At 54.2% G+C, this 25,738-nt stretch carries 23 protein-coding genes; 14 read left to right on the top strand and 9 right to left on the bottom strand.

What is annotated here, in order from left to right; translation table 11 throughout:
• Nucleotides 1-32 precede the first annotated feature (32 nt).
• The 5 genes from lon to bolA form a co-directional block, all read right to left on the bottom strand.
• Complete coding sequence (lon, locus tag ACA108_05250) at nucleotides 33-2,387, bottom strand: endopeptidase La (protein ID XEX96946.1); 2,355 nt, start codon at nucleotides 2,385-2,387, stop codon at nucleotides 33-35.
• Between the two features lie 185 nt (nucleotides 2,388-2,572).
• Nucleotides 2,573-3,847: an ATP-dependent protease ATP-binding subunit ClpX gene (clpX, locus tag ACA108_05245; GenBank protein ID XEX96945.1), complete on the bottom strand. Its 1,275-nt coding sequence runs from the start codon at nucleotides 3,845-3,847 to the stop codon at nucleotides 2,573-2,575.
• Nucleotides 3,848-3,978: 131 nt separating this feature from the next.
• Complete coding sequence (gene clpP, locus ACA108_05240) at nucleotides 3,979-4,602, bottom strand: ATP-dependent Clp endopeptidase proteolytic subunit ClpP (protein ID XEX96944.1); 624 nt, start codon at nucleotides 4,600-4,602, stop codon at nucleotides 3,979-3,981.
• Nucleotides 4,603-4,917: 315 nt separating this feature from the next.
• On the bottom strand, nucleotides 4,918-6,216 hold the full coding sequence (gene tig / locus ACA108_05235) for a trigger factor (GenBank protein ID XEX96943.1): 1,299 nt from the start codon (nucleotides 6,214-6,216) through the stop codon (nucleotides 4,918-4,920).
• A gap of 359 nt (nucleotides 6,217-6,575) precedes the next feature.
• On the bottom strand, nucleotides 6,576-6,893 hold the full coding sequence (bolA, locus tag ACA108_05230) for a transcriptional regulator BolA (protein ID XEX96942.1): 318 nt from the start codon (nucleotides 6,891-6,893) through the stop codon (nucleotides 6,576-6,578).
• A 303-nt stretch (nucleotides 6,894-7,196) separates the two neighbouring features.
• Here bolA and ACA108_05225 point away from each other — a divergent pair, with 303 nt between their 5' ends.
• The 8 genes from ACA108_05225 (at nucleotide 7,197) to ACA108_05190 (ending at nucleotide 16,251) form a co-directional block, all read left to right on the top strand.
• On the top strand, nucleotides 7,197-7,775 hold the full coding sequence (locus ACA108_05225) for a lipoprotein (GenBank protein XEX96941.1): 579 nt from the start codon (nucleotides 7,197-7,199) through the stop codon (nucleotides 7,773-7,775).
• 48 nt (nucleotides 7,776-7,823) lie between these two features.
• Nucleotides 7,824-9,299, top strand: coding sequence for a muropeptide MFS transporter AmpG (ampG, locus tag ACA108_05220; protein ID XEX96940.1), 1,476 nt, complete (start codon nucleotides 7,824-7,826; stop codon nucleotides 9,297-9,299).
• A 488-nt stretch (nucleotides 9,300-9,787) separates the two neighbouring features.
• Complete coding sequence (gene cyoA, locus ACA108_05215; protein ID XEX96939.1) at nucleotides 9,788-10,735, top strand: cytochrome o ubiquinol oxidase subunit II; 948 nt, start codon at nucleotides 9,788-9,790, stop codon at nucleotides 10,733-10,735.
• A gap of 16 nt (nucleotides 10,736-10,751) precedes the next feature.
• Nucleotides 10,752-12,743 (top strand): cytochrome o ubiquinol oxidase subunit I, encoded by a 1,992-nt coding sequence (gene cyoB, locus ACA108_05210; GenBank protein ID XEX96938.1) that lies wholly within the window; start codon nucleotides 10,752-10,754, stop codon nucleotides 12,741-12,743.
• A complete protein-coding gene (locus ACA108_05205; GenBank protein ID XEX96937.1) occupies nucleotides 12,733-13,347 on the top strand; it encodes a cytochrome o ubiquinol oxidase subunit III in 615 nt (204 codons plus the stop codon). The genes cyoB and ACA108_05205 overlap by 11 nt, the downstream gene beginning before the upstream one ends.
• Nucleotides 13,347-13,676: a cytochrome o ubiquinol oxidase subunit IV gene (locus tag ACA108_05200; GenBank protein XEX96936.1), complete on the top strand. Its 330-nt coding sequence runs from the start codon at nucleotides 13,347-13,349 to the stop codon at nucleotides 13,674-13,676. Before ACA108_05205 ends, ACA108_05200 begins: the two co-directional genes overlap by 1 nt.
• A gap of 11 nt (nucleotides 13,677-13,687) precedes the next feature.
• Nucleotides 13,688-14,575 carry a heme o synthase gene (cyoE, locus tag ACA108_05195; GenBank protein ID XEX96935.1) on the top strand — a complete coding sequence of 296 codons (888 nt, stop codon included), beginning with the start codon at nucleotides 13,688-13,690 and terminating at the stop codon, nucleotides 14,573-14,575.
• 311 nt (nucleotides 14,576-14,886) lie between these two features.
• On the top strand, nucleotides 14,887-16,251 hold the full coding sequence (locus ACA108_05190; protein XEX96934.1) for an MFS transporter: 1,365 nt from the start codon (nucleotides 14,887-14,889) through the stop codon (nucleotides 16,249-16,251).
• 16 nt (nucleotides 16,252-16,267) lie between these two features.
• Here ACA108_05190 and ACA108_05185 read toward each other — a convergent pair whose 3' ends face one another.
• Entirely contained in the window at nucleotides 16,268-16,759 is a 492-nt protein-coding gene (locus ACA108_05185; protein ID XEX96933.1) for a YajQ family cyclic di-GMP-binding protein, read from the bottom strand.
• 137 nt (nucleotides 16,760-16,896) lie between these two features.
• Here ACA108_05185 and panE point away from each other — a divergent pair, with 137 nt between their 5' ends.
• Nucleotides 16,897-17,811 carry a 2-dehydropantoate 2-reductase gene (gene panE, locus ACA108_05180; GenBank protein XEX96932.1) on the top strand — a complete coding sequence of 305 codons (915 nt, stop codon included), beginning with the start codon at nucleotides 16,897-16,899 and terminating at the stop codon, nucleotides 17,809-17,811.
• The gene (gene yajL / locus ACA108_05175) at nucleotides 17,771-18,364 is read left to right on the top strand and encodes a protein deglycase YajL (GenBank protein ID XEX96931.1); all 594 of its coding nucleotides are present in this window, start codon (nucleotides 17,771-17,773) and stop codon (nucleotides 18,362-18,364) included. The genes panE and yajL overlap by 41 nt, the downstream gene beginning before the upstream one ends.
• Nucleotides 18,365-18,451: 87 nt before the next feature.
• Here yajL and thiI read toward each other — a convergent pair whose 3' ends face one another.
• Entirely contained in the window at nucleotides 18,452-19,900 is a 1,449-nt protein-coding gene (thiI, locus tag ACA108_05170; protein XEX96930.1) for a tRNA uracil 4-sulfurtransferase ThiI, read from the bottom strand.
• A 190-nt stretch (nucleotides 19,901-20,090) separates the two neighbouring features.
• Here thiI and xseB point away from each other — a divergent pair, with 190 nt between their 5' ends.
• The 4 genes from xseB to ACA108_05150 all read left to right on the top strand — a co-directional run bounded on the left by xseB (nucleotide 20,091) and on the right by ACA108_05150 (nucleotide 24,156).
• Complete coding sequence (xseB, locus tag ACA108_05165; protein ID XEX96929.1) at nucleotides 20,091-20,333, top strand: exodeoxyribonuclease VII small subunit; 243 nt, start codon at nucleotides 20,091-20,093, stop codon at nucleotides 20,331-20,333.
• A complete protein-coding gene (gene ispA, locus ACA108_05160; GenBank protein ID XEX96928.1) occupies nucleotides 20,334-21,233 on the top strand; it encodes a (2E,6E)-farnesyl diphosphate synthase in 900 nt (299 codons plus the stop codon). It abuts the gene before it with no gap.
• Between the two features lie 13 nt (nucleotides 21,234-21,246).
• Entirely contained in the window at nucleotides 21,247-23,109 is a 1,863-nt protein-coding gene (gene dxs / locus ACA108_05155; protein XEX96927.1) for a 1-deoxy-D-xylulose-5-phosphate synthase, read from the top strand.
• Between the two features lie 63 nt (nucleotides 23,110-23,172).
• The gene (locus ACA108_05150; protein XEX96926.1) at nucleotides 23,173-24,156 is read left to right on the top strand and encodes an aldo/keto reductase; all 984 of its coding nucleotides are present in this window, start codon (nucleotides 23,173-23,175) and stop codon (nucleotides 24,154-24,156) included.
• Nucleotides 24,157-24,224: 68 nt separating this feature from the next.
• Here the strand turns inward: ACA108_05150 and pgpA are convergent, their stop codons facing one another.
• Nucleotides 24,225-24,731, bottom strand: a complete 507-nt coding sequence (pgpA, locus tag ACA108_05145) for a phosphatidylglycerophosphatase A (GenBank protein ID XEX96925.1) — start codon at nucleotides 24,729-24,731, stop codon at nucleotides 24,225-24,227.
• A complete protein-coding gene (thiL, locus tag ACA108_05140; GenBank protein ID XEX96924.1) occupies nucleotides 24,718-25,695 on the bottom strand; it encodes a thiamine-phosphate kinase in 978 nt (325 codons plus the stop codon). Before thiL ends, pgpA begins: the two co-directional genes overlap by 14 nt.
• Nucleotides 25,696-25,738: the final 43 nt, after the last annotated feature.

Raw genomic sequence — 25,738 nt, 5'->3', positions numbered from 1 at the left:
CGGTTTTTCTTAACTGTATTTGCGTCAGGTCACTATTTTGCAGTTACAACCTGCATTCCGTAAGGTTCATTCTGCAAGGCAAGAGCCAGAACTTCCTCAATACGCTTCACAGGGTGAATATCCAGATCGGCAATCACGTTGTCCGGAATCTCTTCCAGATCGCGTTTGTTTTCATCCGGAATCAGCACCGTTTTAATGCCGCCACGGTGAGCCGCAAGCAGTTTTTCTTTCAGGCCACCAATAGGCAGAACCTGGCCACGAAGGGTGATTTCCCCCGTCATAGCGACATCTGCGCGTACCGGGTTACCTGTCAGACAAGAAACCAACGCCGTACACATAGCGATACCCGCGCTCGGGCCGTCTTTAGGCGTTGCGCCTTCCGGAACGTGAACGTGAATATCACGCTTCTCGTAGAAGTCGCCGTTGATGCCCAGTTTTTCTGCCCGCGCACGCACAACGGTCAGCGCTGCCTGGATAGACTCCTGCATAACCTCACCGAGTGACCCGGTATAAGTCAGCTTGCCTTTACCCGGCACGCAGGCGGTTTCGATGGTCAGCAGATCGCCGCCAACTTCCGTCCACGCAAGGCCTGTGACCTGTCCAACGCGGTTTTCGCTGTCTGCACGACCATAGTCAAAGCGCTGTACCCCAAGGAAGTCCTTCAGGTTATCGCCGTCAATGGTGATGTGCTTCAGCGTTTTATCCAGCAGCAGCTGTTTCACAGCTTTGCGGCACAGCTTGGAGATTTCACGCTCCAGGCTACGCACGCCCGCTTCACGGGTGTAGTAACGGATGATGCCGGAAATCGCGCTGTCTTCTACCGTAAGCTCGCCTTTTTTCAGGGCGTTACGCTCAATCTGCTTCGGCAGCAGGTGCTGTTTGGCGATGTTCAGCTTTTCGTCTTCGGTATAGCCGGACAGACGAATCACTTCCATACGGTCCAGCAGCGGCGCCGGAATGTTCATAGAGTTCGAGGTTGCAACAAACATCACGTCGCTGAGATCGTAATCCACTTCCAGGTAGTGATCGTTAAATGCCACGTTCTGTTCTGGATCAAGCACTTCCAGCAGCGCCGATGCCGGATCGCCACGCATGTCGGAAGACATTTTGTCGATCTCATCCAGCAGGAACAGCGGGTTTTTAACACCCACTTTTGCCATTTTCTGAATAAGCTTGCCCGGCATCGAACCAATATAGGTACGACGGTGGCCGCGAATTTCCGCTTCATCGCGTACGCCACCCAGCGCCATACGGATATATTTACGCCCTGTCGCTCTCGCGATGGACTGGCCGAGGGAGGTTTTACCCACGCCCGGAGGCCCGACCAGGCACAGAATTGGCCCTTTGAGCTTGTTTACACGGCTCTGCACGGCGAGGTATTCAAGGATACGATCCTTGACTCGCTCCAGACCGTAATGGTCGGTGTCCAGCACTTCCTGAGCCTGACGCAGGTCTTTTTTAACCTTGCTACGCGCGTTCCACGGTACCTGCACCATCCAATCAATATAGCCACGGACTACGGTTGCTTCCGCAGACATTGGCGACATCATTTTTAGCTTTTGCAGCTCCGCTTCGGTCTTTTCACGCGCTTCTTTCGGCATTTTAGCCGCGTCGATTTTTCGCTTCAGCGCTTCGTTTTCGTCCGGCGCGTCGTCCATTTCGCCGAGCTCTTTCTGAATGGCTTTCATTTGCTCGTTCAGGTAGTACTCGCGCTGGCTCTTTTCCATCTGCTTTTTAACGCGGTTGCGAATGCGTTTCTCAACCTGCAGCAGATCGATTTCGGACTCCATCATCGCCATCAGGTATTCAAGACGTTCGTTAATATCGGACATCTCGAGCACGGATTGCTTGTCCATTAGTTTCAATGGCATATGCGCGGCAATGGTGTCTGCCAGACGTGCTGGATCATCGATACTGTTGAGCGATGTCAGCACTTCCGGGGGGATTTTTTTGTTCAGTTTGATGTAGCCTTCAAACTGATTGATTGCTGTGCGTACCAGGACTTCCTGCTCGCGCTCTTCAATAGCCGGCGAGTCGAGGTATTCCGCCTGGGCGGCAAAGTGGTCGCCGTTGTCGGAAAGCGTGGTGATACGCGCGCGCTGTAAACCTTCGACCAGCACTTTTACCGTGCCGTCCGGCAGCTTCAGCATCTGCAAAATAGACGCAACGGTACCTACTGAGAACAGGTCGTTAACACCCGGCTCATCCGTCGAGGCCTCTTTTTGCGCCACCAGCATGATTTTTTTATCGTTGTCCATGGCCGCTTCCAGGCAGCGAATAGACTTTTCACGCCCAACAAACAGTGGAATGACCATGTGCGGATAAACCACCACATCGCGCAAAGGCAATACGGGGATTTCAATGCGTTCAGAACGCTCAGGATTCATAGAGCTCTCTCTTAGTTTAATTTCCGCCAGGTGATGGGGCGATGCCTCCGCTCTTATGGCATCGACCTGCAAGTAAGTCAGTATATGGGGATGTTTCCCGGGCATTCAATGCCGGAATCGCAGGAAAAATAAAAGGGGGATAAAAATCCCCCTTTTTATACTAACTGACTGGTTATTTTGGCGAATTATTCACCAGATGCCTGTTGCGCTTCCGGCTTACCGTAAATCAACAGCGGCTTGGTCTGGCCGTCGATAACGGACTCGTCGATCACCACTTTTTCGACGTCTTCCATAGAAGGAAGATCGTACATGGTATCGAGCAGCGCGCCTTCAACGATAGAGCGCAGACCACGAGCACCGGTTTTACGGGCCATCGCTTTCTTGGCGATAGCGTCCAGCGCTTCGTCGCGGAATTCCAGATCCACACCTTCCAGATTAAACAGCGCCTGGTACTGCTTGGTCAGGGCGTTCTTCGGCTCTTTCAGGATTTGGATCAGGGCTTCTTCGCTCAGTTCGCTTAGGGTGGCAACCACCGGCAGACGACCGATGAACTCAGGGATCAGACCAAATTTGATCAGATCTTCTGGCTCCACCTGGCCCAGCAGCTGGCCTTCGCTGGCTTTTTCAGACTTGCCTTTCACCGTTGCGCCAAAGCCAATGCCAGAACCGGTTTCAACGCGGTTCGCGATAACTTTGTCGAGGCCGGCGAATGCGCCACCGCAGATGAAGAGGATCTTGGAGGTATCCACCTGCAGGAACTCTTGCTGCGGATGTTTACGTCCGCCCTGTGGTGGAACCGCCGCGACGGTGCCTTCGATCAGTTTCAGCAACGCCTGCTGCACGCCTTCACCGGACACATCACGGGTGATGGACGGGTTGTCAGACTTGCGGGAGATTTTGTCGATCTCATCGATATAAACGATACCGCGCTGTGCTTTCTGCACGTCGTAGTCGCATTTCTGCAGCAGTTTCTGAATGATGTTTTCTACGTCTTCACCTACATAGCCCGCTTCGGTAAGCGTTGTGGCATCAGCCATGGTGAACGGAACATCCAGCAAACGCGCCAGGGTTTCAGCCAGCAGGGTTTTACCGCTACCGGTCGGCCCGATGAGCAGAATGTTACTTTTGCCCAGCTCAATGCCGTTGGTGCTGTCGCCGTTGCGCAGACGTTTGTAGTGGTTGTATACCGCCACCGCCAGGACTTTCTTAGCCTGTTCCTGACCGATGACGTAGTCATCGAGGTGGTGACGAATTTCGTGCGGCGTCGGCAACGCGCTACGTTCGCGATGCGGAGCCACTTCTTTGATCTCTTCGCGAATGATGTCGTTACACAGATCGACACACTCATCGCAGATATACACCGACGGCCCGGCAATAAGCTTGCGCACTTCATGCTGGCTTTTGCCGCAAAAAGAGCAGTACAGCAGTTTGCCTGAACCGTCTTTGCGCTTATCTGTCATAAAGCAAAACCTCTTTTCTGTTTCTTTGCATCGCTGGAAACGACGCAGGTGCCATTATTGCGGCACAGCCAATCGTAAGCGCCAGAGAGCCGCTACTTCAACTATAGTATACGGCCCGCTGTTTTCGGGCATTAGTTACGGTGAGTCAGAATCGAGTCAACTAAGCCATACTCTACCGCTTCGCTGGCAGCGAGGAAACGGTCACGCTCGGTGTCTCTCTCGATTTCTTCCAGAGATTTGCCGGTGTGTTGCGCCATAAGTTCGTTCATGCGGGCTTTAACTTTCAGAATTTCGCGGGCATGAATCTCGATGTCCGTCGCCTGTCCCTGATAGCCGCCCAGCGGTTGGTGGATCATAACGCGCGAATTCGGCAGGCAGAAACGCTTGCCTTTCGCACCGGCAGTCAGCAGGAATGCTCCCATGGAACAAGCCTGTCCCATACAGATCGTGCTGACGTCCGGCTTAATAAATTGCATTGTGTCGTAGATAGACATACCCGCCGTAATTACGCCACCCGGTGAGTTAATGTAGAGATAGATGTCTTTTTCCGGGTTTTCTGCTTCCAGAAACAGCATCTGCGCCACGATCAGGTTAGCCATATGATCTTCGACCTGTCCGGTCATAAAGATGACACGTTCCTTGAGCAGACGGGAATAGATATCGTATGAACGCTCACCACGCGATGTTTGTTCAACAACCATCGGCACCAGGGCCATATGGGGTGCTAATTGATCTCGTTCGCCACTGTATGACATTTCCGTCTCCTGGAGTAATTAAGCCTTCTAACCTACTGTACTGATTCTACTTCAGACGCGAAAAGAAGACTACGCTCCTCGCGCCCGTTACCTTTATGGACGGATTATCAGTCAGGGTCGTGTTATTGGAGCCATACCCAATTTATGGGGATGGTTTCGCCCTGTTTCAAGCATAACAACCTTTTCTTGTAACGCTAACCCTGAAACTTCGTTTATTCGTCCCAAAAATGCCATCCGACGGATAAAAAAAGCCCGCCACCTGGAGGTGACGGGCTTGACGCAGCAAATTTTTGGCGATGATACCGAAAATTGTGCTTACGCTTGCTGGTTCATCAGCTCGCTAAAGGAAGTCGCTTTCTCAGAAACTTTCGCTTTTGCCAGAACGGCTTCAACAGCCTGTTCTTCCAGAGCAACATTACGCATGTTGTCCATCAGCTCTTTGTTTTTGCCGTAGAATTCGATAACTTCTTTCGGATCTTCGTAGGCAGAAGCCATCTCTTCGATCAGGCCATTAACGCGAGCTTCGTCAGCTTTCAGTTCGTGGGTACGAATCACTTCGCCCAGCAGCAGGCCAACGACTACGCGGCGCTTAGCTTGCTCTTCGAACAGTTCACGAGGCAGTTCCAGCGCCTGCTGCTCGTTGCCACCGAAACGCTGAGCAGCCTGACGGCGCAGCACGTCGATTTCGCCGTCGATCAATGCCGCTGGCACGTCGATGTTGTTGGCGTTAACCAGACCGTCGATAGCCTGAGACTTGATGCGGTTACGCACCGCGCCTTTCAGCTCACGATCCATGTTTTTACGCACTTCTGTACGCAGGCCAGCAACGGAACCATCTTCAACGCCGAAACGTTTGATGAACTCTTCAGTAAATTCTGGCAGTTCGCGCTCTTCAACTTTCTTCAGAACGATGTCGAACTTCGCCGCTTTACCTTTCAGGTTTTCAGCGTGGTAATCTTCCGGGAAGGTCACTTCGATAGTGAACTCTTCGCCAGCTTTGTGGCCAACAACGCCATCTTCGAAGCCAGGGATCATACGACCCTGGCCCATTGCCAGTACGAAGTCAGACGCTTTGCCGCCTTCGAATACTTCGCCGTCAACGGAACCTGTGAAGTCGATGGTCACACGGTCTTCTGCAGTTGCCGCTGCATCAGAGTCTTTCCAGGTCGCCTGCTGCTTACGCAGGGTATCCAGCATGGTGTCAACGTCTTCGTCAGTCACTTCAACAACCGGTTTTTCAACTTCGATTGCTTCCAGACCCTGCAGCTCAACTTCCGGGTACACTTCGAACTCTACGGAGTAGGTGAAGTCTTCGCCCAGTTTGTATTCGCCTGGAATATAGTTAGGCGCGCCAGCTGGGTTGATTTTTTCTTTGATGATCGCGTCAACGAAGTTGCGGCTCATCAGCTCGCCCAGAACGTCCTGGCGAACAGACGCGCCGTAACGCTGAGCAACAACAGTCATCGGTACTTTGCCCTTGCGGAAGCCGTCAATACGAACTTTCTTTGCCACGTTGACCAGCTCGCTTTTTACAGCGTTTTCGATGCTGTCTGCAGCGATAGTAATCGTGAGACGGCGGCCAAGGCCCTGAGTGGTTTCAACTGAAACTTGCATCTTGTTACCTCAAAAAATCACAGTGCTCGGTCAACTCTGGAAGCCGTTTTATATTGCTTCACAGAACCGGGATGTCCTCTGTATCAGAATCACATTCCCTGTCGTCAGAATCGTCCCGAAGACATTCCGAAAAATAAGACGCAGCATTATAGCGGCATCGCTAAGGTGAGTCGAGAACGGCAACGCAACGTCGCTGCGGCCTTTTTCACATTTCACGGGAATTTATTGCCGGATCCCTGCAAAGACCAGGTGAAATCATGGGCAAAACAAAACGGCCCGCAGGCCGTTTTGGGAAACACGTTTAACAGATAGCAACATAAAGGAAAAGTTCCCTTAGTTGCAAACCTGAAAGCTTTTTTTCAGGCGATACTGCCAGCACCACGACACGGCGGGGAGGCAAAAATCGTATCCTGCAGCCCTTCCCACTCTTTAATGGTATAAGTGTGCAAGGCCAGAGCATGAACCGTGTGCGACAGCTCCTCGCTTAAGGTTCCGTAGATCAGGCGATGGCGATTTAAGAAACGCTCACCGACAAAACGATCGCTGACCAGCACAACTTTGAAATGGCTCTCTGAGCCAGCCGGGACATTGTGACGATAGCTTTCATCCACGACTTCCAGGAACACGGGTTCAAAGGCTGCCCTTAATTTTGTTTCTATTTGCTCGCGTACCATCATGAACTTTCTCCTCAACAACGCAGAGATGCCACTCATCCCTTTAGATCTTAGCCGCTTTTAACCGTTTTAATAACGTAACGCCAACATTAATTTAGCTTTCGTCCGATTTTATTACCCAACTTGCTGTAGCTTAATGCTATTGCGGTAAAGATTGGGGCCAAAACGGTTCAGTCGCAGCACTGGTGCTCACTAAAAGCGCAACGCGATGAATTTCCGTGCGTCAGGCACTTCCACTGGGCAAACGCGGTGTTATGATGACGTGTTTTTTCTGCCCGCCCTTTTAAGTACATTGAGATAGCGAACATGTTAAAAAAATTACTCTTCCCGCTGGTCGCCGTTTTTATGCTGGCCAGCTGTGCAACACCACCAACCACCATTGATGTGGCACCGACCATCAACCTGCCTCAGCAGGATCCAAGCCTGATGGGCGTCACCGTTAGCATCAACGGTGCAGACCAGCGCACCGACCAGGCACTGGCTAAAGTCACTCGCGACAACCAGCTGGTTACCCTGACTCCGTCCCGCGATCTGCGTTTTCTGTTACAGGAAGTGCTGGAAAAGCAAATGACCGCTCGTGGCTATATGATTGGGCCAAGCGCGCCGGTTGCGTTACAGATTATTGTCAACCAGCTGTACGCCGATGTCTCCCAGGGTAACGTGCGCTACAACATTGCCACTAAAGCAGACATCTCTATCGTTGCTACCGCACAGAACGGCAACAAGATGACCAAAAACTACCGTTCTAACTACAACGTCGAAGGGGCATTCCAGGCGACTAACAAGAATATCGCCAACGCGGTTAACTCCGTGCTGACCGATACCATTGCGGATATGGCCCAGGACACCAGCGTTCACGAATTTATCAAACAGAACGCGCGTTAATTTTTGCCTACAAGCCCGCATCTTGCGGGCTTAAGATCCGAGCCTCGCATGCCCAATCAGTATTTACGCAAACTTCTTGAGCCGAAATCAGCCATTCTTCTGATTCTTGGCTTTGCCTCCGGGCTTCCCCTCGCATTAACCTCCGGCACGCTGCAGGCCTGGATGACGGTCGAAAATATCGATCTGAAAACCATCGGCTTTTTCTCCCTTGTTGGCCAGGCCTATGTCTTTAAGTTTCTGTGGGCGCCGGTGATGGACAGGTATACGCCGCCGATGCTGGGGCGTCGTCGCGGCTGGCTATTAATTACGCAAATCCTGCTGCTCATTTCTATCGCGGCAATGGGCTTCCTTGAACCAGGGACGCAGCTTCGCTGGATGGCAGCGCTGGCGGTGATCATCGCTTTCTGCTCCGCCTCTCAGGACATCGTATTCGATGCCTGGAAGACGGATGTCCTGCCTGCCGAAGAACGTGGATCGGGCGCGGCAATCAGCGTACTTGGCTATCGTCTGGCGATGCTGGTTTCCGGTGGCCTTGCGCTCTGGCTGGCAGACCGCTTTCTTGGCTGGCAGGCGATGTACTGGCTGATGGCTGCACTTATGCTGCCGTGTATTGTCGCCACAATCCTGGCCCCAGAGCCTACCGACGCCATTCCTGTTCCCCGCAGCATCGAACAGGCAGTTGTAGCACCGCTGCGTGATTTCTTCGGGCGCAATAACGCCTGGCTGATCCTGCTGCTGATTGTGATGTACAAGCTGGGCGATGCGTTCGCCATGAGCCTCACTACCACGTTTCTGATTCGTGGGGTTGGTTTCGATGCGGGTCAAGTTGGCGTGGTGAATAAAACGCTGGGCCTGTTCGCCACGATTTTGGGCGCGCTGTACGGCGGCGTGTTAATGCAGCGCCTGAGCCTGTTCCGGGCGCTACTGATCTTTGGCATTTTACAGGGGCTGTCCAACGCTGGTTACTGGCTGCTGTCCATCTCCGATAAGCATATGTACAGCATGGCCACCGCCGTGTTCTTCGAAAACCTCTGCGGAGGCATGGGCACCGCTGCTTTCGTCGCGCTGCTAATGACTTTATGCAATAAGTCATTCTCTGCTACCCAGTTTGCGCTGCTTTCGGCTCTTTCCGCCGTAGGGCGCGTTTACGTTGGGCCAATCGCCGGCTGGTTTGTTGAGGCCCATGGCTGGCCTACGTTTTACCTTTTCTCCGTATTTGCCGCAGTCCCTGGTATTCTGCTGCTGCTGCTTTGTAAATCCACCCTCGAATACACTCAGCGCACCGAAAATTTTATGCCGCGCAGCGAGTTTGGTTCTGCCTATCGCCTGGCCTTGAAAGCGCTGACCTTCGGCTGCCTGCTGATTGGCGTCTGGCTGGTGATTCTTATCACTAACGCTCTGGGGCTGACTGACTGGGCAGTCAACCTTCAGCTCCTCGAATGGGGCGCGCTGTTTGCCATTGGCGGCGTGGTGATTGGCGCCGTGCTGGACTATCTGGCTTTACGTCGCACCGCCCTGCTCTGAAAAAGCAAAGGCGCAGCTAAATATAAAGCTGCGCCTTATTTATTTAGCACCGTTATTAATTTGCCGAAATAAGCAGCACTTAAATTTACAAATCATTTTTTCCTCGGCAGGTGGCAGATTTTTTATTATTCCGCAGCACGCTTATTTTAGCCTCTTGTACCTTAACGATTCAGCCCGGTGCGAAATTAATTTACTGATTTTACGCTTTAAAAATGATGCCAACTTGTTAATTTACTGTGTTTTGATTGGGGTGGTTATACCCATTACCCTGCTCCACAGCCGATTAGATAGGCTTTTGTTATAAATCAGGGTAATCCACACAAAGCATGCTACTTTAATAAATTGTTGCATTTCGTGTGACATTGACGGCAGAACCCGGTAACACCCACTGACACTACGCCATTCATGTTTACAGTAATGTAACCTTCCCGTAAAATGCCGGCACACTTTAAACGACAATAGAGCTCCCCCGGAATTGAGGTCGTTAAATGAGACTCAGGAAATACAATAAAAGTTTGGGATGGTTGTCATTAATCGCAGGCACTTTTTTACTCAGCGGCTGTGATTCTGCACTTCTCGATCCCAAAGGACAGATTGGACTGGAACAACGTTCCCTGATACTGACGGCCCTCGGCCTGATGTTGATCGTCGTTATCCCAGCTATCGCGATGGCTATCGGTTTTGCCTGGAAGTATCGGGCTTCAAACAAGGACGCCAAATACAGCCCAAACTGGTCGCACTCGAACAAGGTTGAAGCTGTAGTCTGGACGATTCCCATCCTTATCATCATCTTCCTTGCGGTACTGACCTGGAAAACTACGCACGCCCTTGAGCCCAGCAAACCGCTGGTTCATGAAGCGAAGCCGGTGACCATTGAAGTTATCGCCATGGACTGGAAATGGTTCTTCATCTATCCGGAGCAGGGTATCGCCACGGTTAATGAAATTGCCTTCCCGGCCAACACCCCAGTGGAATTCAAAATCACCTCTAACTCGGTGATGAACTCCTTCTTTATTCCGCGACTCGGTAGCCAGATCTACGCAATGGCAGGCATGCAGACCAAACTGCACCTGATTGCGGACGAAGCAGGCACCTACGACGGTATTTCGTCTAACTACAGCGGTAAAGGCTTCTCTGGCATGAAGTTCAAAGCAATTGCAACGCCAGACATGAACACCTTTAACCAATGGGTGGCTAAGGCCAAACAATCTCCGGAGGTCATGAACGATATGACGGCCTACGAGAAGCTGGCAACACCTAGCGAATACAACAAAGTCGAATACTTCTCCGCTGTTAAACCTGACTTGTTCAAAGATGTTATTGGCAAATTCATGGGACACGGGAAGAGCATGGACATGACCCTGCCTGAAGGTGAGCACGCAGCACATGAAGGCATGGAAGGCATGGACATGAGTCACGCGGAAACCTCTCACTAGGGGCCGAGGAATAAAAATGTTCGGAAAACTTACACTGGATGCAGTCCCATACCATGAACCCATTATCATGGTTACGGTTGCAGCAATTATCGTCGGGGGACTGGCGCTGGTTGCGGCTATCACTTACTTCGGTAAGTGGGAATATTTATGGAAAGAGTGGCTTACCTCGGTTGACCACAAACGCCTTGGCGTCATGTACGTTATCGTCGCCATCGTCATGCTGCTGCGTGGTTTTGCAGACGCAATCATGATGCGTAGCCAGCAGGTGCTGGCCTCAGCCGGGGAAGCAGGCTTCCTGCCGCCTCATCACTACGATCAGATCTTTACCGCCCACGGCGTAATCATGATCTTCTTCGTGGCGATGCCGTTTGTTATCGGCCTGATGAACATCGTCGTGCCGTTACAGATTGGTGCCCGTGACGTTGCCTTCCCCTTCCTGAACAACCTGAGCTTCTGGTTCACGGTTGTCGGTGTGGTGCTGGTTAACCTGTCTCTTGGGGTTGGCGAGTTCGCGCAGACCGGTTGGGTGGCCTATCCGCCGCTATCCGGTATTGAGTACAGTCCGGGGGTCGGCGTCGACTACTGGATATGGAGTCTCCAGCTCTCTGGTATCGGTACGACGCTGACGGGTATTAACTTCTTCGTTACTATCCTGAATATGCGTACCCCTGGCATGACCATGTTCAAAATGCCGGTCTTTACCTGGGCTTCGCTGTGTACCAACGTACTGATTATCGCTGCGTTCCCAATCTTTACCGTGACCGTCGCGCTGTTAACCCTTGACCGCTACCTTGGCACCCATTTCTTTACCAATGATATGGGTGGCAACATGATGATGTATATCAACCTCATCTGGGCATGGGGCCACCCGGAAGTGTATATCCTGGTGCTGCCGGTGTTTGGTGTGTTCTCGGAAGTGGTTGCTACGTTCTCCAAAAAACGCCTGTTCGGCTACACCTCTCTGGTGTGGGCGACTATCGCGATTACCGTTCTGTCGTTCATCGTCTGGCTGCACCACTTCTTCACCATGGGCAGCGGCGCGAACGTAAACGCCTTCTTTGGTATTGCCACCATGATTATCGCCATCCCTACCGGGGTGAAGATCTTCAACTGGCTGTTTACCATGTATCAGGGCCGCATCGTCTTTAACTCTGCGATGCTGTGGACCATCGGCTTCGTCGTCACCTTCTCCATCGGTGGCATGACCGGCGTTCTGCTGGCGGTACCAGGTGCGGACTTCGTGCTGCACAATAGCCTGTTCCTGATCGCTCACTTCCATAACGTTATTATCGGCGGTGTAGTGTTCGGTTGCTTCGCGGGTCTGACCTACTGGTGGCCGAAAGCGTTTGGCTTCACCCTGAACGAAAGCTGGGGCAAGCGCGCCTTCTGGTTCTGGATCATCGGCTTCTTCGTGGCGTTTATGCCGCTATACGTGCTGGGCTTCATGGGTATGACCCGCCGTCTGAGCCAGCAGATCGATCCACAGTTCCACACCCTGCTGGTTGTAGCAGCGGGCGGGGCGGCGCTGATTGCCTGCGGTATCCTGTGCCAGCTGATTCAGTTCTACGTCTCTATTCGCGACCGCGAGCAGAACCGTGACCTGACCGGGGATCCATGGGGTGGTCGTACGCTGGAGTGGGCAACCTCCTCCCCTCCTCCGTTCTACAACTTTGCCCATCTGCCACACGTTCACGAACGTGATGCATTCTGGGAAATGAAAGAGAAAGGCGAAGCGTACCAGCAGCCAACCAGCTATGAAGAGATTCATATGCCGCGTAACAGCGCTGCGGGCATTATTATTGCCGCATTCAGCGCCGTGTTCGGTTTCGCGATGATCTGGCACATCTGGTGGCTGGCGATTATCGGCTTTGCCGGCATGATCGTGACCTGGATTGCGAAAAGCTTCGACGAAGATGTGGATTACTACGTTCCGGTTGCGGAAGTCGAAAAACTGGAAAACCAGCATTTCGATGAAATTACCAAAGCAGGGCTGAAAAATGTCAACTGAGACTATCAATCACGCAAGCGCCCACGCCGCTGAGCATGGGCATCACGATGCAGGAACCAATAAGGTCTTTGGTTTCTGGATCTACCTGATGAGCGACTGCATTCTGTTCTGTTGCTTGTTTGCTACCTATGCCGTTCTGGTGAACGGCACCGCCGGTGGCCCGGCAGGGAAAGACATCTTCGAACTGCCGTTCGTACTGGTTGAGACGGCCCTGCTGTTATTCAGCTCCATCACCTATGGCATGGCGATTATCGCCATGAACAAAGGCAACAAGAGCCAGGTTATCTCCTGGCTGGCGCTGACCTTCCTGTTTGGTGCGGGCTTCGTCGGGATGGAAATCTATGAATTCCATCACCTGATCGTTGAGGGTTACGGCCCGGATCGTAGCGGCTTCCTGTCAGCGTTCTTCGCGCTGGTCGGCACCCACGGTCTGCACGTCACGTCCGGCCTGGTCTGGATGGCGTTCATGATGATTCATGTGGCGCGCCGCGGCCTGACCGGCACTAACCGTGCTCGTCTGATGTGTCTGAGCCTGTTCTGGCACTTCCTTGACGTTGTATGGATCTGTGTATTCTCAGTCGTTTATCTGATGGGGGCGATGTAATGAGTCATTCAACTGAACACGCGGGCGCCCACCACGGTAGCGTTAAGACCTATATGACCGGCTTTATCCTGTCTATCATTTTGACGGCAATCCCGTTCTGGATGGTCATGACGGGTACGGCTTCCCACGCCACGATTCTTGGCGTGATTCTGGTGACCGCAGTCGTACAGATTCTGGTTCACCTGGTTTGCTTCCTGCACTTGAATACCTCTTCAAGCGAGCGCTGGAACCTGGTTGCCTTTGTCTTTACCGCGCTGATTATTGCCATTCTGGTGATCGGCTCGATCTGGATTATGTGGAACCTCAACCAGAACATGATGGTTCACTAAGAGCGGCGTGTATGATTAAGCAATACCTGCAAGTAACGAAACCAGGAATTATTTTCGGTAATTTAATTTCTGTCATTGGAGGATTTTTACTGGCCTCAAAGGGCAGTATTGATTATCCCCTGTTTCTCTCCACCCTCGTTGGGGTGTCGCTGGTGGTGGCATCTGGTTGTGTTTATAACAACTACATCGACCGCGATATCGACCGTAAAATGGAGAGAACGAAGAATCGGGTGCTGGTCAAGGGCCTGATTTCACCGAAAATGTCGCTGGTGTACGCCACCTTGTTGGGTATTGCTGGCTTTATGATGCTGTGGTTTGGCGCGAATCCGTTAGCCATGTGGCTTGCCGTGATGGGCTTTGTGGTTTATGTCGGGGTCTATAGCCTCTATATGAAGCGTAAGTCCGTTTACGGCACGCTGATTGGCAGCCTGTCAGGTGCGGCACCGCCGGTGATTGGTTACTGTGCCGTCACCGGCCAGTTCGACACTGGCGCCCTGATCCTGCTGGCTATCTTTAGCCTGTGGCAGATGCCGCACTCCTATGCGATTGCCATCTTCCGCTTTAAAGATTATCAGGCCGCTAACATTCCGGTACTGCCGGTCGTGAAGGGCATTTCGGTTGCGAAGAACCATATCACGCTGTATATCATCGCTTTTGCCGTAGCCACGCTGATGCTGACCCTGGGTGGCTACGCCGGATACAAGTATCTGGTCGTTGCCGCTGCGGTAAGCGTGTGGTGGTTGGGCATGGCGCTGCGTGGATATAAAGTGGAAGACGATAAGGTCTGGGCGCGCAAACTGTTCGTCTTTTCTATCGTCGCCATTACATCTCTCAGCGTGATGATGTCGGTCGATTTTATGGCGGCAGACTCGCACAATCTGCTGACCTACGTCAGATAAGTTGTGAACCGCATAAAAGGGCACTTCGGTGCCCTTTATCATTGCTGACAAAGAAGGAAAAAGCGTGGTTTTTCCTTCTTTGTGTTAAGCAGGTGAAAATCAATACATTGATTTTCCTTGTTATTGATTCGGTGAGATCTTTGCGAAATTCATTCGTCTTTAGGTTTATCATCCGTCTGAAAGGGCACTTCGGTGCCCTTTTTTATTAGTATCATCAATAGTTCCACGCTGTAATATTTGTTACACAAGCAGATGTTTACCCTCCCCTCCCCACGCACTACACTAACACCGGTTTTTCATCTGAGGTGGTAATGAACGATTACAAAATGACGCCCGTCGAGCTACGAGCGACGTGGGGTTTAGGCACGGTGTTTTCACTGCGCATGCTCGGCATGTTTATGGTGCTGCCGGTTCTTACTACTTACGGGATGTCCCTGCAGGGCGCGAGCGAAGCGCTGATTGGCCTGGCAATTGGGATTTACGGCCTCGCCCAGGCGATATTCCAGATCCCCTTCGGCTTACTGTCGGACCGCATTGGCCGCAAGCCGCTGATTATCGGCGGCCTGATGATTTTCGTGCTCGGCAGCGTGATTGCCGCGCTGTCAGATTCAATCTGGGGCATTATCCTTGGCCGCGCGCTCCAGGGCTCGGGCGCGATTGCCGCCGCGGTTATGGCCCTGCTTTCTGACCTTACCCGCGAACAGAACCGCACCAAAGCGATGGCGTTTATTGGCGTCAGCTTCGGCGTCACCTTTGCCATTGCCATGGTGCTCGGCCCAATTATTACCCACAGCCTGGGTCTGAACGCGCTGTTCTGGATGATAGCCGTGCTGGCCACCGCCGGCATTCTCATCACGTTGTGGGCAGTGCCTAATACCGATACGCACGTGCTGAATCGTGAATCAGGCATGGTGAAAGGCTGCTTCAGTAAAGTCCTTGCCGAGCCTAAGCTGCTGAAGCTGAATTTTGGTATCATGTGCCTGCACATCATGCTGATGTCGACCTTCGTTGCCCTGCCCGGCCAGCTCGAACTGGCAGGCTTCCCCGCCGCGCAGCACTGGAAAATTTATCTCTGCACGATGCTGATCGCGTTTGCGTCCGTAGTACCGTTTATTATCTATGCCGAAGTTAAACGCCGCATGAAGCGCGTGTTTGTGGGCTGCGTGGTGGTACTCCTGATCGCTGAAATCGTGCTCTGGGGTTCCGGCCCGCATTTCTGGGAGCTGGTGATAGGCGTGCAGCTGTTCTTCCTTGCCTTTAACCTGATGGAAGCTATTTTGCCGTCGCTTATCAGTAAAGAGTCTCCCGCTGGCTTCAAAGGCACCGCAATGGGAATTTACTCCACCAGCCAGTTTATCGGCGTAGCCATTGGCGGCTCGCTGGGCGGCTGGCTGGACGGGATGTTTGATTCCCAGACGGTATTCCTGGCAGGCGCGCTGCTGGCCATGGTCTGGCTGCTGGTCAGCTCGACCATGTCAGAACCGCCGTATGTTGCCAGCCTGCGAATCGAGCTGCCGGAAGATGCGGCAAATGACGTTGAGCTTAAAGCAAGACTGCTGGCCCAGCCGGGCGTAAGCGACGCGAACATCATCCCGCAGGAGCGCAGCGCCTACGTGAAGATCGACAGTAAGATAACGAACAGATTTGAGATAGAACAGCTGGTGAAAGGGGCATAAAGCCCCTTTGAATGGGTCAGTCGCGGAAGTTTTTAAACTGGAACGGCTGTCCCAGATCGCCACCGCGGACCAGCGCCATTGCGCCCTGCAGGTCATCACGGGATTTCCCCGTAACGCGTAGCTCTTCGCCCTGAATCTGCACCTGAACTTTTGCTTTGCTGTCTTTTATCAGCTTCACAATTTTCTTGGCGATCGGCGCTTCGATGCCCTGCTTGAGCTTCGCTTCCACGCTCCAGGTTTTACCGCTGTGGGTAAACTCCTCCGGCACGTCAATTGACGCTCCTTCAATGCCGCGCTTGAGCAGCTTGGCACGCAGGATATCCAGCAGCTGATTAACCTGGAAGTCAGACTCGCTGGCGACCTTAATGGACTGATTTTTCTCATTCAGCTCAAAGGTTGCTGGCACGTTGCGGAAATCAAAACGGGTCGCGACTTCTCGCTCGGCGTTCTCAATCGCATTGCGAACTTCTTGCATATCAATTTCAGACACGATGTCAAAAGATGGCATGTTTTCTTCTCCCTCTCTTTTTGTTGCGTTGCATAATACCCGCTGGGCCGCGCAAAACAACCCGTTAAAACAGGAGAGAGCCCGATATAATATAGATTACGCAAAACATCCGCGCTGGCTGTGGATGGGGAGGCAACATGAAAATCACCGTACTGGGTTGCGGTGCGCTGGGCCAACTCTGGCTGGCGGCGCTGATAAAACAAGGAGATGAAGTGCAGGGATGGCTACGGGTTCCCCAACCTTTCTGCCCGGTCAATCTGGTGGATGTGGACGGCAGCACCTTTAACGAATCGCTGACCGCAAACGATCCGGATTTCCTTGCCAAGAGCGATCTGCTGCTGGTAACGCTTAAAGCCTGGCAGGTATCAGGTGCGGTAAAAACGCTGGCCGCGACGCTGCCAGAATCCAGCCCTGTCCTGCTGCTGCATAACGGTATGGGCACGCTGGAAGAACTTAAAACGCTTCGGCAGCCTGTTCTACTGGGGGTGACAACCCACGCGGCAAAACGTGATGGCAACGTCATCATTCACGTCGCTAAAGGCACCACGCACATCGGGCCGGGTAATGCTGCCGGGGGAGACTTCAGCCGTCTGGCCGAAACGTTGCATGCGGCCCTGCCTGACGTGGCCTGGCACGATAACATCCGGCCCGCCAGCTGGAAAAAGCTCACGGTCAACTGCGTGATAAACCCGCTAACGGCTTTGTACAACTGCCCCAACGGTGAATTAAAGCATCATCACGACGAGGTAGTGAGCATCTGCGATGAGGTGGCACAGGTTATGGCGCGCGAAGGCCATCACACCTCGGCTGAAAGCCTGCTCTACTACGTTGAACAGGTTATCGACAGCACCGCCGCGAATACCTCTTCGATGCTGCAGGACATCCGCGTGCAGCGGCACACTGAAATCGACTATATCACCGGGTATTTACTCCAGCGTGCGCGGGCCCACGGCCTGAGCCTGCCGGTAAATAGCCGACTCTACGAGCTGATAAAGCGTAAGGAGAACGAATATGAGCGCTCAAGCTCTGGTCTGCCTGGCACCTGGAACTGAAGAAACCGAAGCCGTCACCACCATCGACTTACTGGTCCGCGGCGGCATCAAAGTGACAACGGCAAGCGTTGCCAGCGACGGTAACCTCACCGTCACCTGTTCACGCGGCGTACAAATCGTCGCCGACGCACCGCTGGTGGAAATTGCCGATGGTGACTTCGACGTCATTGTTCTGCCCGGCGGCCTGAAAGGCGCGGAATGCTTCCGCGACAGCCCGCTGCTGGTGGAAACCGTGCGCCAGTTTCATCTCTCCGGCCGTATCGTCGCCGCCATCTGTGCAGCTGCCGGCACGGTGCTGGTGCCGCACGAGATCTTCCCGATTGGCAATATGACCGGCTTCCCCGGCCTGAAGGAGACGATCCCGGAAGAGCAGTGGCAGGACAAACGCGTGGTCTGGGATCCGCGGGTGAACCTGCTCACCAGCCAGGGGCCGGGTACGGCAATTGATTTTGCACTGAAGATTATCGACCTGCTGGTCGGGCGCGAGAAAGCGCATGAGGTGTCGCAGCAGCTGGTGATGGCTGCCGGGATCTATAGCTACCGGGATTATTAATTTTCAGGATGCGGTGGATGACGCTGGCGCTTATCCCCCTACCACCGATGTGGGGCAGGACGGAAAAGCGTAGCGTCATCCGCCAGGCTACGGGCGGTAAACCTTAACGTTGTTAAAGCCCTGTTCGCGCAGGTACAGCGCCTGCAGGCGGCTCATGACGCCGCGTTCGCACCACAGCAAATAGGTTTTGCTCTGGTCCAGATCGCCAAACTTCGAGCTCAGCTTGTAGAACGGCAGCGAAGCAACCTCGATCCCTTCCGGCTTAAACGGCTTCTCGTCCTGCTCGTCGATGGAGCGGATATCCAGCAGCACGTCGTTCGGCGCAAAAGCATCTACAGTTTCGACTTCCGTCACCACTTCTTTGCTCTGCGTGGCGATATCGCGGATGTCGATGTTAGTGGCTTCTTCCACTACGCGATCCAGAATCGAGAAGTCGAAGTTCTCTTCTTCCGCTTCAATCTTCGCCTTCACTGCCTTCACGGTCGGGCTTTTCGAGATCACGCCGCAGTATTCCGGCATGGTGCGGGCAAAATCAGCGGTGCCGATTTCACGGGCCAGATCGATGATGTGCTCTTTATCATGAGAGATAAGCGGGCGCAGGATCAGCGTGTCAGAAACGTTGTCGATAAGGCGCAGGTTGGTGAGAGTCTGGCTGGAAACCTGGCCCAGCGCTTCGCCTGTGACCAGCGCCTGCACGCCGTAGCGTTCTGCCACGCGGGAGGCCGCGCGCACAAACATACGCTTGAGCACCACGCCCATCTGACCATCCTCAACTTTCTCGAGGATTTCGCCAACTACCGGCTCAAAGTTAATCGCCACGAAGCGCACGCGATGGGAGCTGCCGAAGCGGTTCCACAGATAGTGAGCAACCTGCTTCACGCCGATTTCGTGAGCCGCACCGCCGAGGTTAAAGAAGCAGTAGTGCACGCGGCAGCCGCGACGCATCAGCATATAGCTGGACACGCCGGAGTCGAAACCGCCGGAAATCAGCGACAGCACGTCTTCCTGGGTACCAATAGGGAAACCACCGATGCCTTCATAGCGGCCTTTCACCAGCAGCAGGCGATCGTTTTCGATTTCCAGATTAACGGTGACGTCCGGGTGGGTCAGCTTCACGCGCGCGGATTCGATATGCTGGTTAAGACCGCCGCCAACATAGCGTTCCACTTCAATGGAGCTAAACTCATGCTTACCGCGACGCTTAACGCGCACGCAGAAGGATTTCCCTTCCAGCTTGTCGCGGTAGAGTTCCAGCGCCTGTTCAAAGATATTGTGCATATCGGTGAACGGCACATCCTCTACTTCAAGAATATGGTGGATGCCGGGAATGCGGGTCAGCGCTTCGCGAATGGCGATACGCTGGTTTTCATCTTTGGCGCGGACTTCGATATTGTCCCAGTGGCGGACGACCGCCAGATCTTCATCGTAGTGTTTTAGAACGTTACGAATGTTCCCCGTGAGCATCTTAATAAAGCGTATGCGCACAGATTGGCTCTTGATGGTGATTTCCGGGAACAATTTAATGATAAACTTCATGGCGCTCATGATTCGTTGGTGAGCCATACATGAGATGAATCATGCGGGCTGGAAGACTTAAAGACTTGCAAAGGCGCGATGCCCTGCATCCGAGGCGCGAAAGTATATCACTAACAGCTTGCCATAGCGTTACACAATTGAGTCCGCTACCATGGCGGGGTCGCACAATTATCAGAGTCAGACATTCACTATGCCGAAAAAAACTGAAGTCCCTGCCAGCTTTGAAACCGCGCTTGTGGAACTTGAGCAGATCGTCACCCGTCTTGAGGGCGGCGAGCTGCCGCTGGAAGAGGCGCTAAATGAATTCGAACGGGGTATTCAGCTTGCCCGTCAGGGCCAGGTGAAACTGCAGCAGGCTGAGCAGCGCGTGCAGATCCTGCTGAGCGACAGCGAAGATACGCCCCTCAAGCCTTTCACGCCGGACGCCGAGTAAATGGATTTCAATCATGACCTTCAGGCCCACGCCGAACGGGCCAACGCTGCGCTGCTGCGCTTTTTAGCCCCGCTGCCGTTTCAGAACAGTCCTCTGGTTAAAGCGATGCACTATGGTGCATTATTAGGGGGTAAACGCCTTCGTCCTTTCCTGGTTTATGCCACCGGGGAAATGTTCGGCGTAGCAGATGAAGCGCTGGATGCCCCTGCCGCGGCGGTGGAATGTATCCATGCCTATTCGTTGATGCACGACGACCTGCCCGCCATGGACGACGACGATCTGCGCCGTGGTCAGCCCACCTGCCATATCAAATTTGGCGAAGCGAGCGCAATTCTTGCCGGAGACGCCCTGCAAACGCTGGCGTTTTCTATACTCAGTGATGCCCCCATGCCCGGCGTCAATATCGCCGACCGTCTGGCGATGGTCAAAGAGCTGGCCGTTTCCAGCGGTGTGGCCGGGATGTGCGGTGGGCAGGCGCTGGACCTCGAAGCGGAAGGCAAACAGGCCACGCTTGAGGAGCTCGAACGTATTCACCGTCATAAAACCGGCGCGCTTATCCGCGCCGCCGTTCGCCTTGGTGCGTTAAGCGCAGGCGCTGCGGGCCATACCGCCCTGCCGCTGCTCGACCGCTACGCCGACTGTATTGGCCTTGCGTTCCAGGTGCAGGACGACATTCTTGATGTAATTGGCGATACCGCTACGCTGGGCAAGCGCCAGGGCGCTGATCAGCAGCTCGGTAAAAGCACCTACCCGGCGCTGCTGGGGCTGGAACACGCTAAAGCCAAAGCGTGGGACCTCTACCAGGAGTCGCTACGCGCGTTAGAAGGCCTGACCGCGCAGTCGTTAGACACAACGGCCCTGGAAGCGTTAGCGAGCTATATCATCCAACGTGATAAATAATAACGAGTTTCTGATGAGTTTTGATATTGCCAAATACCCGACCCTTGCGCTGGTTGATACCACACAGGAGCTTCGCACGCTGCCAAAAGAGAGCCTGCCGAAGCTGTGTGACGAGCTGCGCCGTTACCTGCTGGACAGCGTAAGCCGCTCCAGCGGGCACTTTGCCTCCGGGCTTGGCACGGTGGAGCTGACCGTTGCGCTGCACTATGTCTACAACACGCCGTTCGACCAGCTGATCTGGGACGTGGGTCACCAGGCTTATCCGCATAAGATCCTCACCGGACGTCGCGATAAAATTGGCACCATCCGCCAGAAAGGCGGCCTGCATCCATTCCCGTGGCGCGCCGAAAGTGAATACGACGTGCTGAGCGTCGGCCACTCCTCCACCTCCATCAGCGCCGGGATCGGTATCGCCGTCGCTGCGGGTAAAGAAGGAAAAGATCGCCGCACGGTCTGCGTGATCGGCGATGGTGCGATTACCGCAGGCATGGCATTTGAAGCCATGAACCATGCCGGGGATATCCGCCCGGACATGCTAGTGGTGCTCAACGATAACGAAATGTCGATTTCTGAAAACGTTGGCGCGCTGAATAACCATCTGGCCCAGCTGCTCTCCGGCAAGCTCTACTCCAGCCTGCGCGAAGGCGGCAAGAAAGTCTTCTCCGGCGTGCCGCCCATTAAAGAGCTGCTAAAGCGCACAGAAGAACATATCAAGGGCATGGTCGTGCCGGGCACGCTGTTTGAAGAGCTTGGCTTTAACTATATCGGGCCGGTAGACGGTCACGACGTGAATGGCCTGGTGAACACGCTGAAGAATATGCGCGGCCTGACCGGTCCGCAGTTCCTGCACGTGATGACCAAAAAAGGCCGGGGCTACGCGCCCGCGGAAAAAGACCCGATCAGCTTCCACGCCGTACCTAAATTTGACCATACCAGCGGCACCCTGCCGAAAAGCTCGGGCGGCCTGCCGAGCTACTCAAAAATCTTCGGCAACTGGCTGTGTGAAACCGCAGCAGCCGACGACAAGCTGATGGCCGTGACGCCTGCGATGCGCGAAGGCTCCGGCATGGTTGAGTTTTCCCGCCAGTACCCAGGCCAGTATTTCGATGTTGCCATTGCCGAGCAGCATGCGGTGACTTTCGCCGCTGGTCTTGCTATCGGCGGCTACAAGCCAGTTGTCGCCATTTACTCCACGTTCCTGCAGCGGGCTTATGACCAGGTCATTCACGACGTGGCTATCCAGAAGCTGCCGGTGCTGTTTGCCATCGACCGGGCAGGCATTGTGGGTGCCGATGGACAGACCCACCAGGGCGCGTTCGACCTCTCCTTCATGCGCTGCATCCCGGATATGGTCATCATGACCCCGAGCGATGAAAACGAATGCCGCCAGATGCTGCACACCGGATACCACTACAATGATGGCCCAAGCGCAGTGCGTTACCCGCGCGGTAACGGCACAGGAGCTGAGCTTCAGCCGCTGGAATGCCTGCCGATTGGCAAAGGCGTGAAGAAGCGTGCAGGCGAGAAGGTCGCCCTGCTGAACTTCGGTACGCTGCTGGAAGATGCGGCAAAGGTCGCGGAATCGCTTAACGCTACCCTTGTGGATATGCGCTTTGTGAAGCCGCTCGATGAATCACTGATTCTGGAACTGGCTGCCAGCCACGATTTGCTGGTGACCATCGAAGAGAACGCCATCCAGGGCGGCGCGGGCAGCGGCGTGAACGAAGTGCTGATGGCTAACCGTAAGCGGGTTCAGGTGCTGAACATCGGCCTGCCCGACTACTTTATCCCGCAGGGCACACAGGAAGAGGCCCGCGCGGCTATCGGCCTGGACGCCGAAGGTATCGAAGCGAAAATCCGCAGCTGGCTGCAGTAATCCCCTCCTCCGCTCCTGCTATGCTTTAGGTCATAACCTACAAACATAAGCAGGAGTGGAAGCATGCAATACAACACCTTAGGCAAAACCGACCTCCGGGTTTCCCGTCTTTGCCTCGGCTGCATGACCTTTGGCGAGCCGGACAGGGGAAATCACGCCTGGACGCTGCCGGAAGAGAGCAGCCGCCTTATCATCAAACACGCTATCGATAACGGCATTAATTTCTTTGATACCGCCAACAGCTATTCTGACGGTAGCAGCGAAGAGATTGTCGGGCGCGCGCTGAAAGATTTCGCCCGCCGGGAGGATGTCGTGCTGGCGACCAAGGTCTATTACCCGGTTGGCGATCTGCCGCAGGGGCTGTCCCGCAGTCAGATTCTGCGTTCCATTGACGACAGCCTTCAGCGCCTTGGCACCGACTATGTCGATCTGCTGCAAATCCACCGCTGGGACTACGACACGCCAATCGAAGAGACTCTCGAAGCCCTGAACGACGTGGTGAAAGCGGGCAAGGCGCGCTATATCGGTGCCTCTTCCATGCACAGCGCGCAGTTTGCCCAGGCGCTGGCCCTGCAGGATCGGCACGTCTGGGCGCGTTTCGTGACCATGCAGGATCACTACAACCTGATCTATCGCGAAGAAGAGCTGGATATGCTGCCGCTGTGCTACGAGCAAGGCGTGGCGGTTATACCCTGGAGCCCATTGGCGCGCGGCAAGTTGACCCGCCCGTGGGGCGATACCACCGCCCGATCCGTCTCCGATAAGGTCGGTAAAACGCTTTACGAGGAGAGCGAGGAAACAAGGCAGAACGACGCGGTGATTGCAGAGCGGCTGGCAAACGTAGCGGCGGAAAGAAATGCTTCCCGGGCGCAGATCGCGCTGGCGTGGCTACTGAGCAAACCGGGCATTGCCGCGCCGATTATTGGCGTGTCGCGTGAGCATCAGCTGGATGATTTACTGGGGGCGGTGGATATTACGCTAAAACCGGAAGAGATTGCCGAGCTGGAAACGCCTTATCAGCCTCATAAGGTCGCGGGATTTAAGTGATTTTAGTCGGATGACGCTGCGCTTATTCGACCTACGATCAGGTGAAAAAGCGCAGCGTCGTCCACCACTTAAATCAGCCCAATCGGCCAGTGGTGACCAATCACATAGATAATGCCCGCGGCGATCACCCCTGCGATGATATCGTCGACCATGATCCCCATCCCGCCGTGGACGTTGCGATCGAACCAGCGGATCGGCCACGGCTTCCAGATATCCAGAATACGGAAGATCACAAAGCCCGCAGCAACCCAGCGCCAGTCATTGATCGGCAGCGCCATCAGCGTTATCCACATGCCGAGGAACTCATCCCACACGATGCTGCCGTGGTCATGAACGCCCATATCGCGTGCGGTCTGGTGGCACAGGTAAACACCGATACAGATGCCGAGCATTATCACCATGGAGTAGAGCTGCCACGGCAAAAACGTCAACAGATACCAGAATGGGATCGCCGCAAGCGACCCCGCGGTACCCGGCATAATCGGACTCAAGCCACTGCCAAAACCGGTGGCTAACAGGTGCCACGGGTTGCGCAGGTTCAGACGGCTTTTCGCAACATCTTTAGAGCGAGGCAAAGTGGTCGTATCCTTTTAAATTCACGTCCGCAGACTTGCCGTCGACGAAGAACTGAAGCCCTTCTGACGCCGCGCCAATCTGACCGATGCAGGTAAACGGCACGCCTAAATTGCCGATAGCGACATCCAGCGCGCCGCGGTTAAGTTCCGGTACGGTGAAGCATAGCTCGTAATCTTCGCCGCCGGAGAGCGCCCAGCTCAGCGCCTGCTCTGCATCAACGTTTGCCAGCATAGCCTCTGAGTACGGGAAGGTATCCAGCGTGATGCGCGCACCGCAGTCGCTCGCTTTAAGGATATGACCGAGATCGGAAATCAGCCCATCGGAAAGATCGATGGCGCTGCTTGCCAGATCGCGCAGCGCCTGGCCGTGTAAGACACGAGGCTTAGGGCGTAAATGGCGCTTCACCAGATAGTCCGCCTGTTTTTCGTCTGCCACAGCAAGACGGTTTTGCAGAATCGCCAGCCCTGCCGCGCTGTCGCCCGGCGTGCCGGTGACGTAAATCCAGTCGCCAGGTCGGGCGCCGCTGCGCTTAAGTGCACGTCCGGTCGGCACCAGGCCGTGGATACCCAGCGTCATCGAGAGCGGTCCACGCGTCGTGTCGCCGCCGATCAGCTGCATATCGTAGTAATCGAGTTGTTCAAACAGGCTGTCGCTGAAGGCCTCGAGCCAGCTTTCATCGACTTCAGGAAGGGTAATAGCCAGCGTCAACCAGGCAGGATCGGCGCCCATAGCGGCCAGATCGCTTAAGTTAACAGCCAGTGCTTTGTAGCCCAGATCGCCAGGTTCGATATCCGCCAGGAAGTGAATCCCTGAGACGAGCGTATCGGTACTGATCGCCAGCTGCTGCTTTTCCGCAACGCTGAGAAGAGCACAATCGTCACCAATACCAGTGTCGACATCACGACGAGAACTTCTTACGCGATCAAAATAACGGGCAATCAGGGAAAACTCACCGCATGCCATGCGTTATGCCTCTAAAAGATGAAGGCCGGATTTACCGGCCTTA

This window comes from Dryocola sp. LX212 (assembly GCA_041504365.1).
GTDB lineage: Bacteria > Pseudomonadota > Gammaproteobacteria > Enterobacterales > Enterobacteriaceae > Dryocola.
This window is presented reverse-complemented; position numbering and strand designations above follow the sequence as displayed.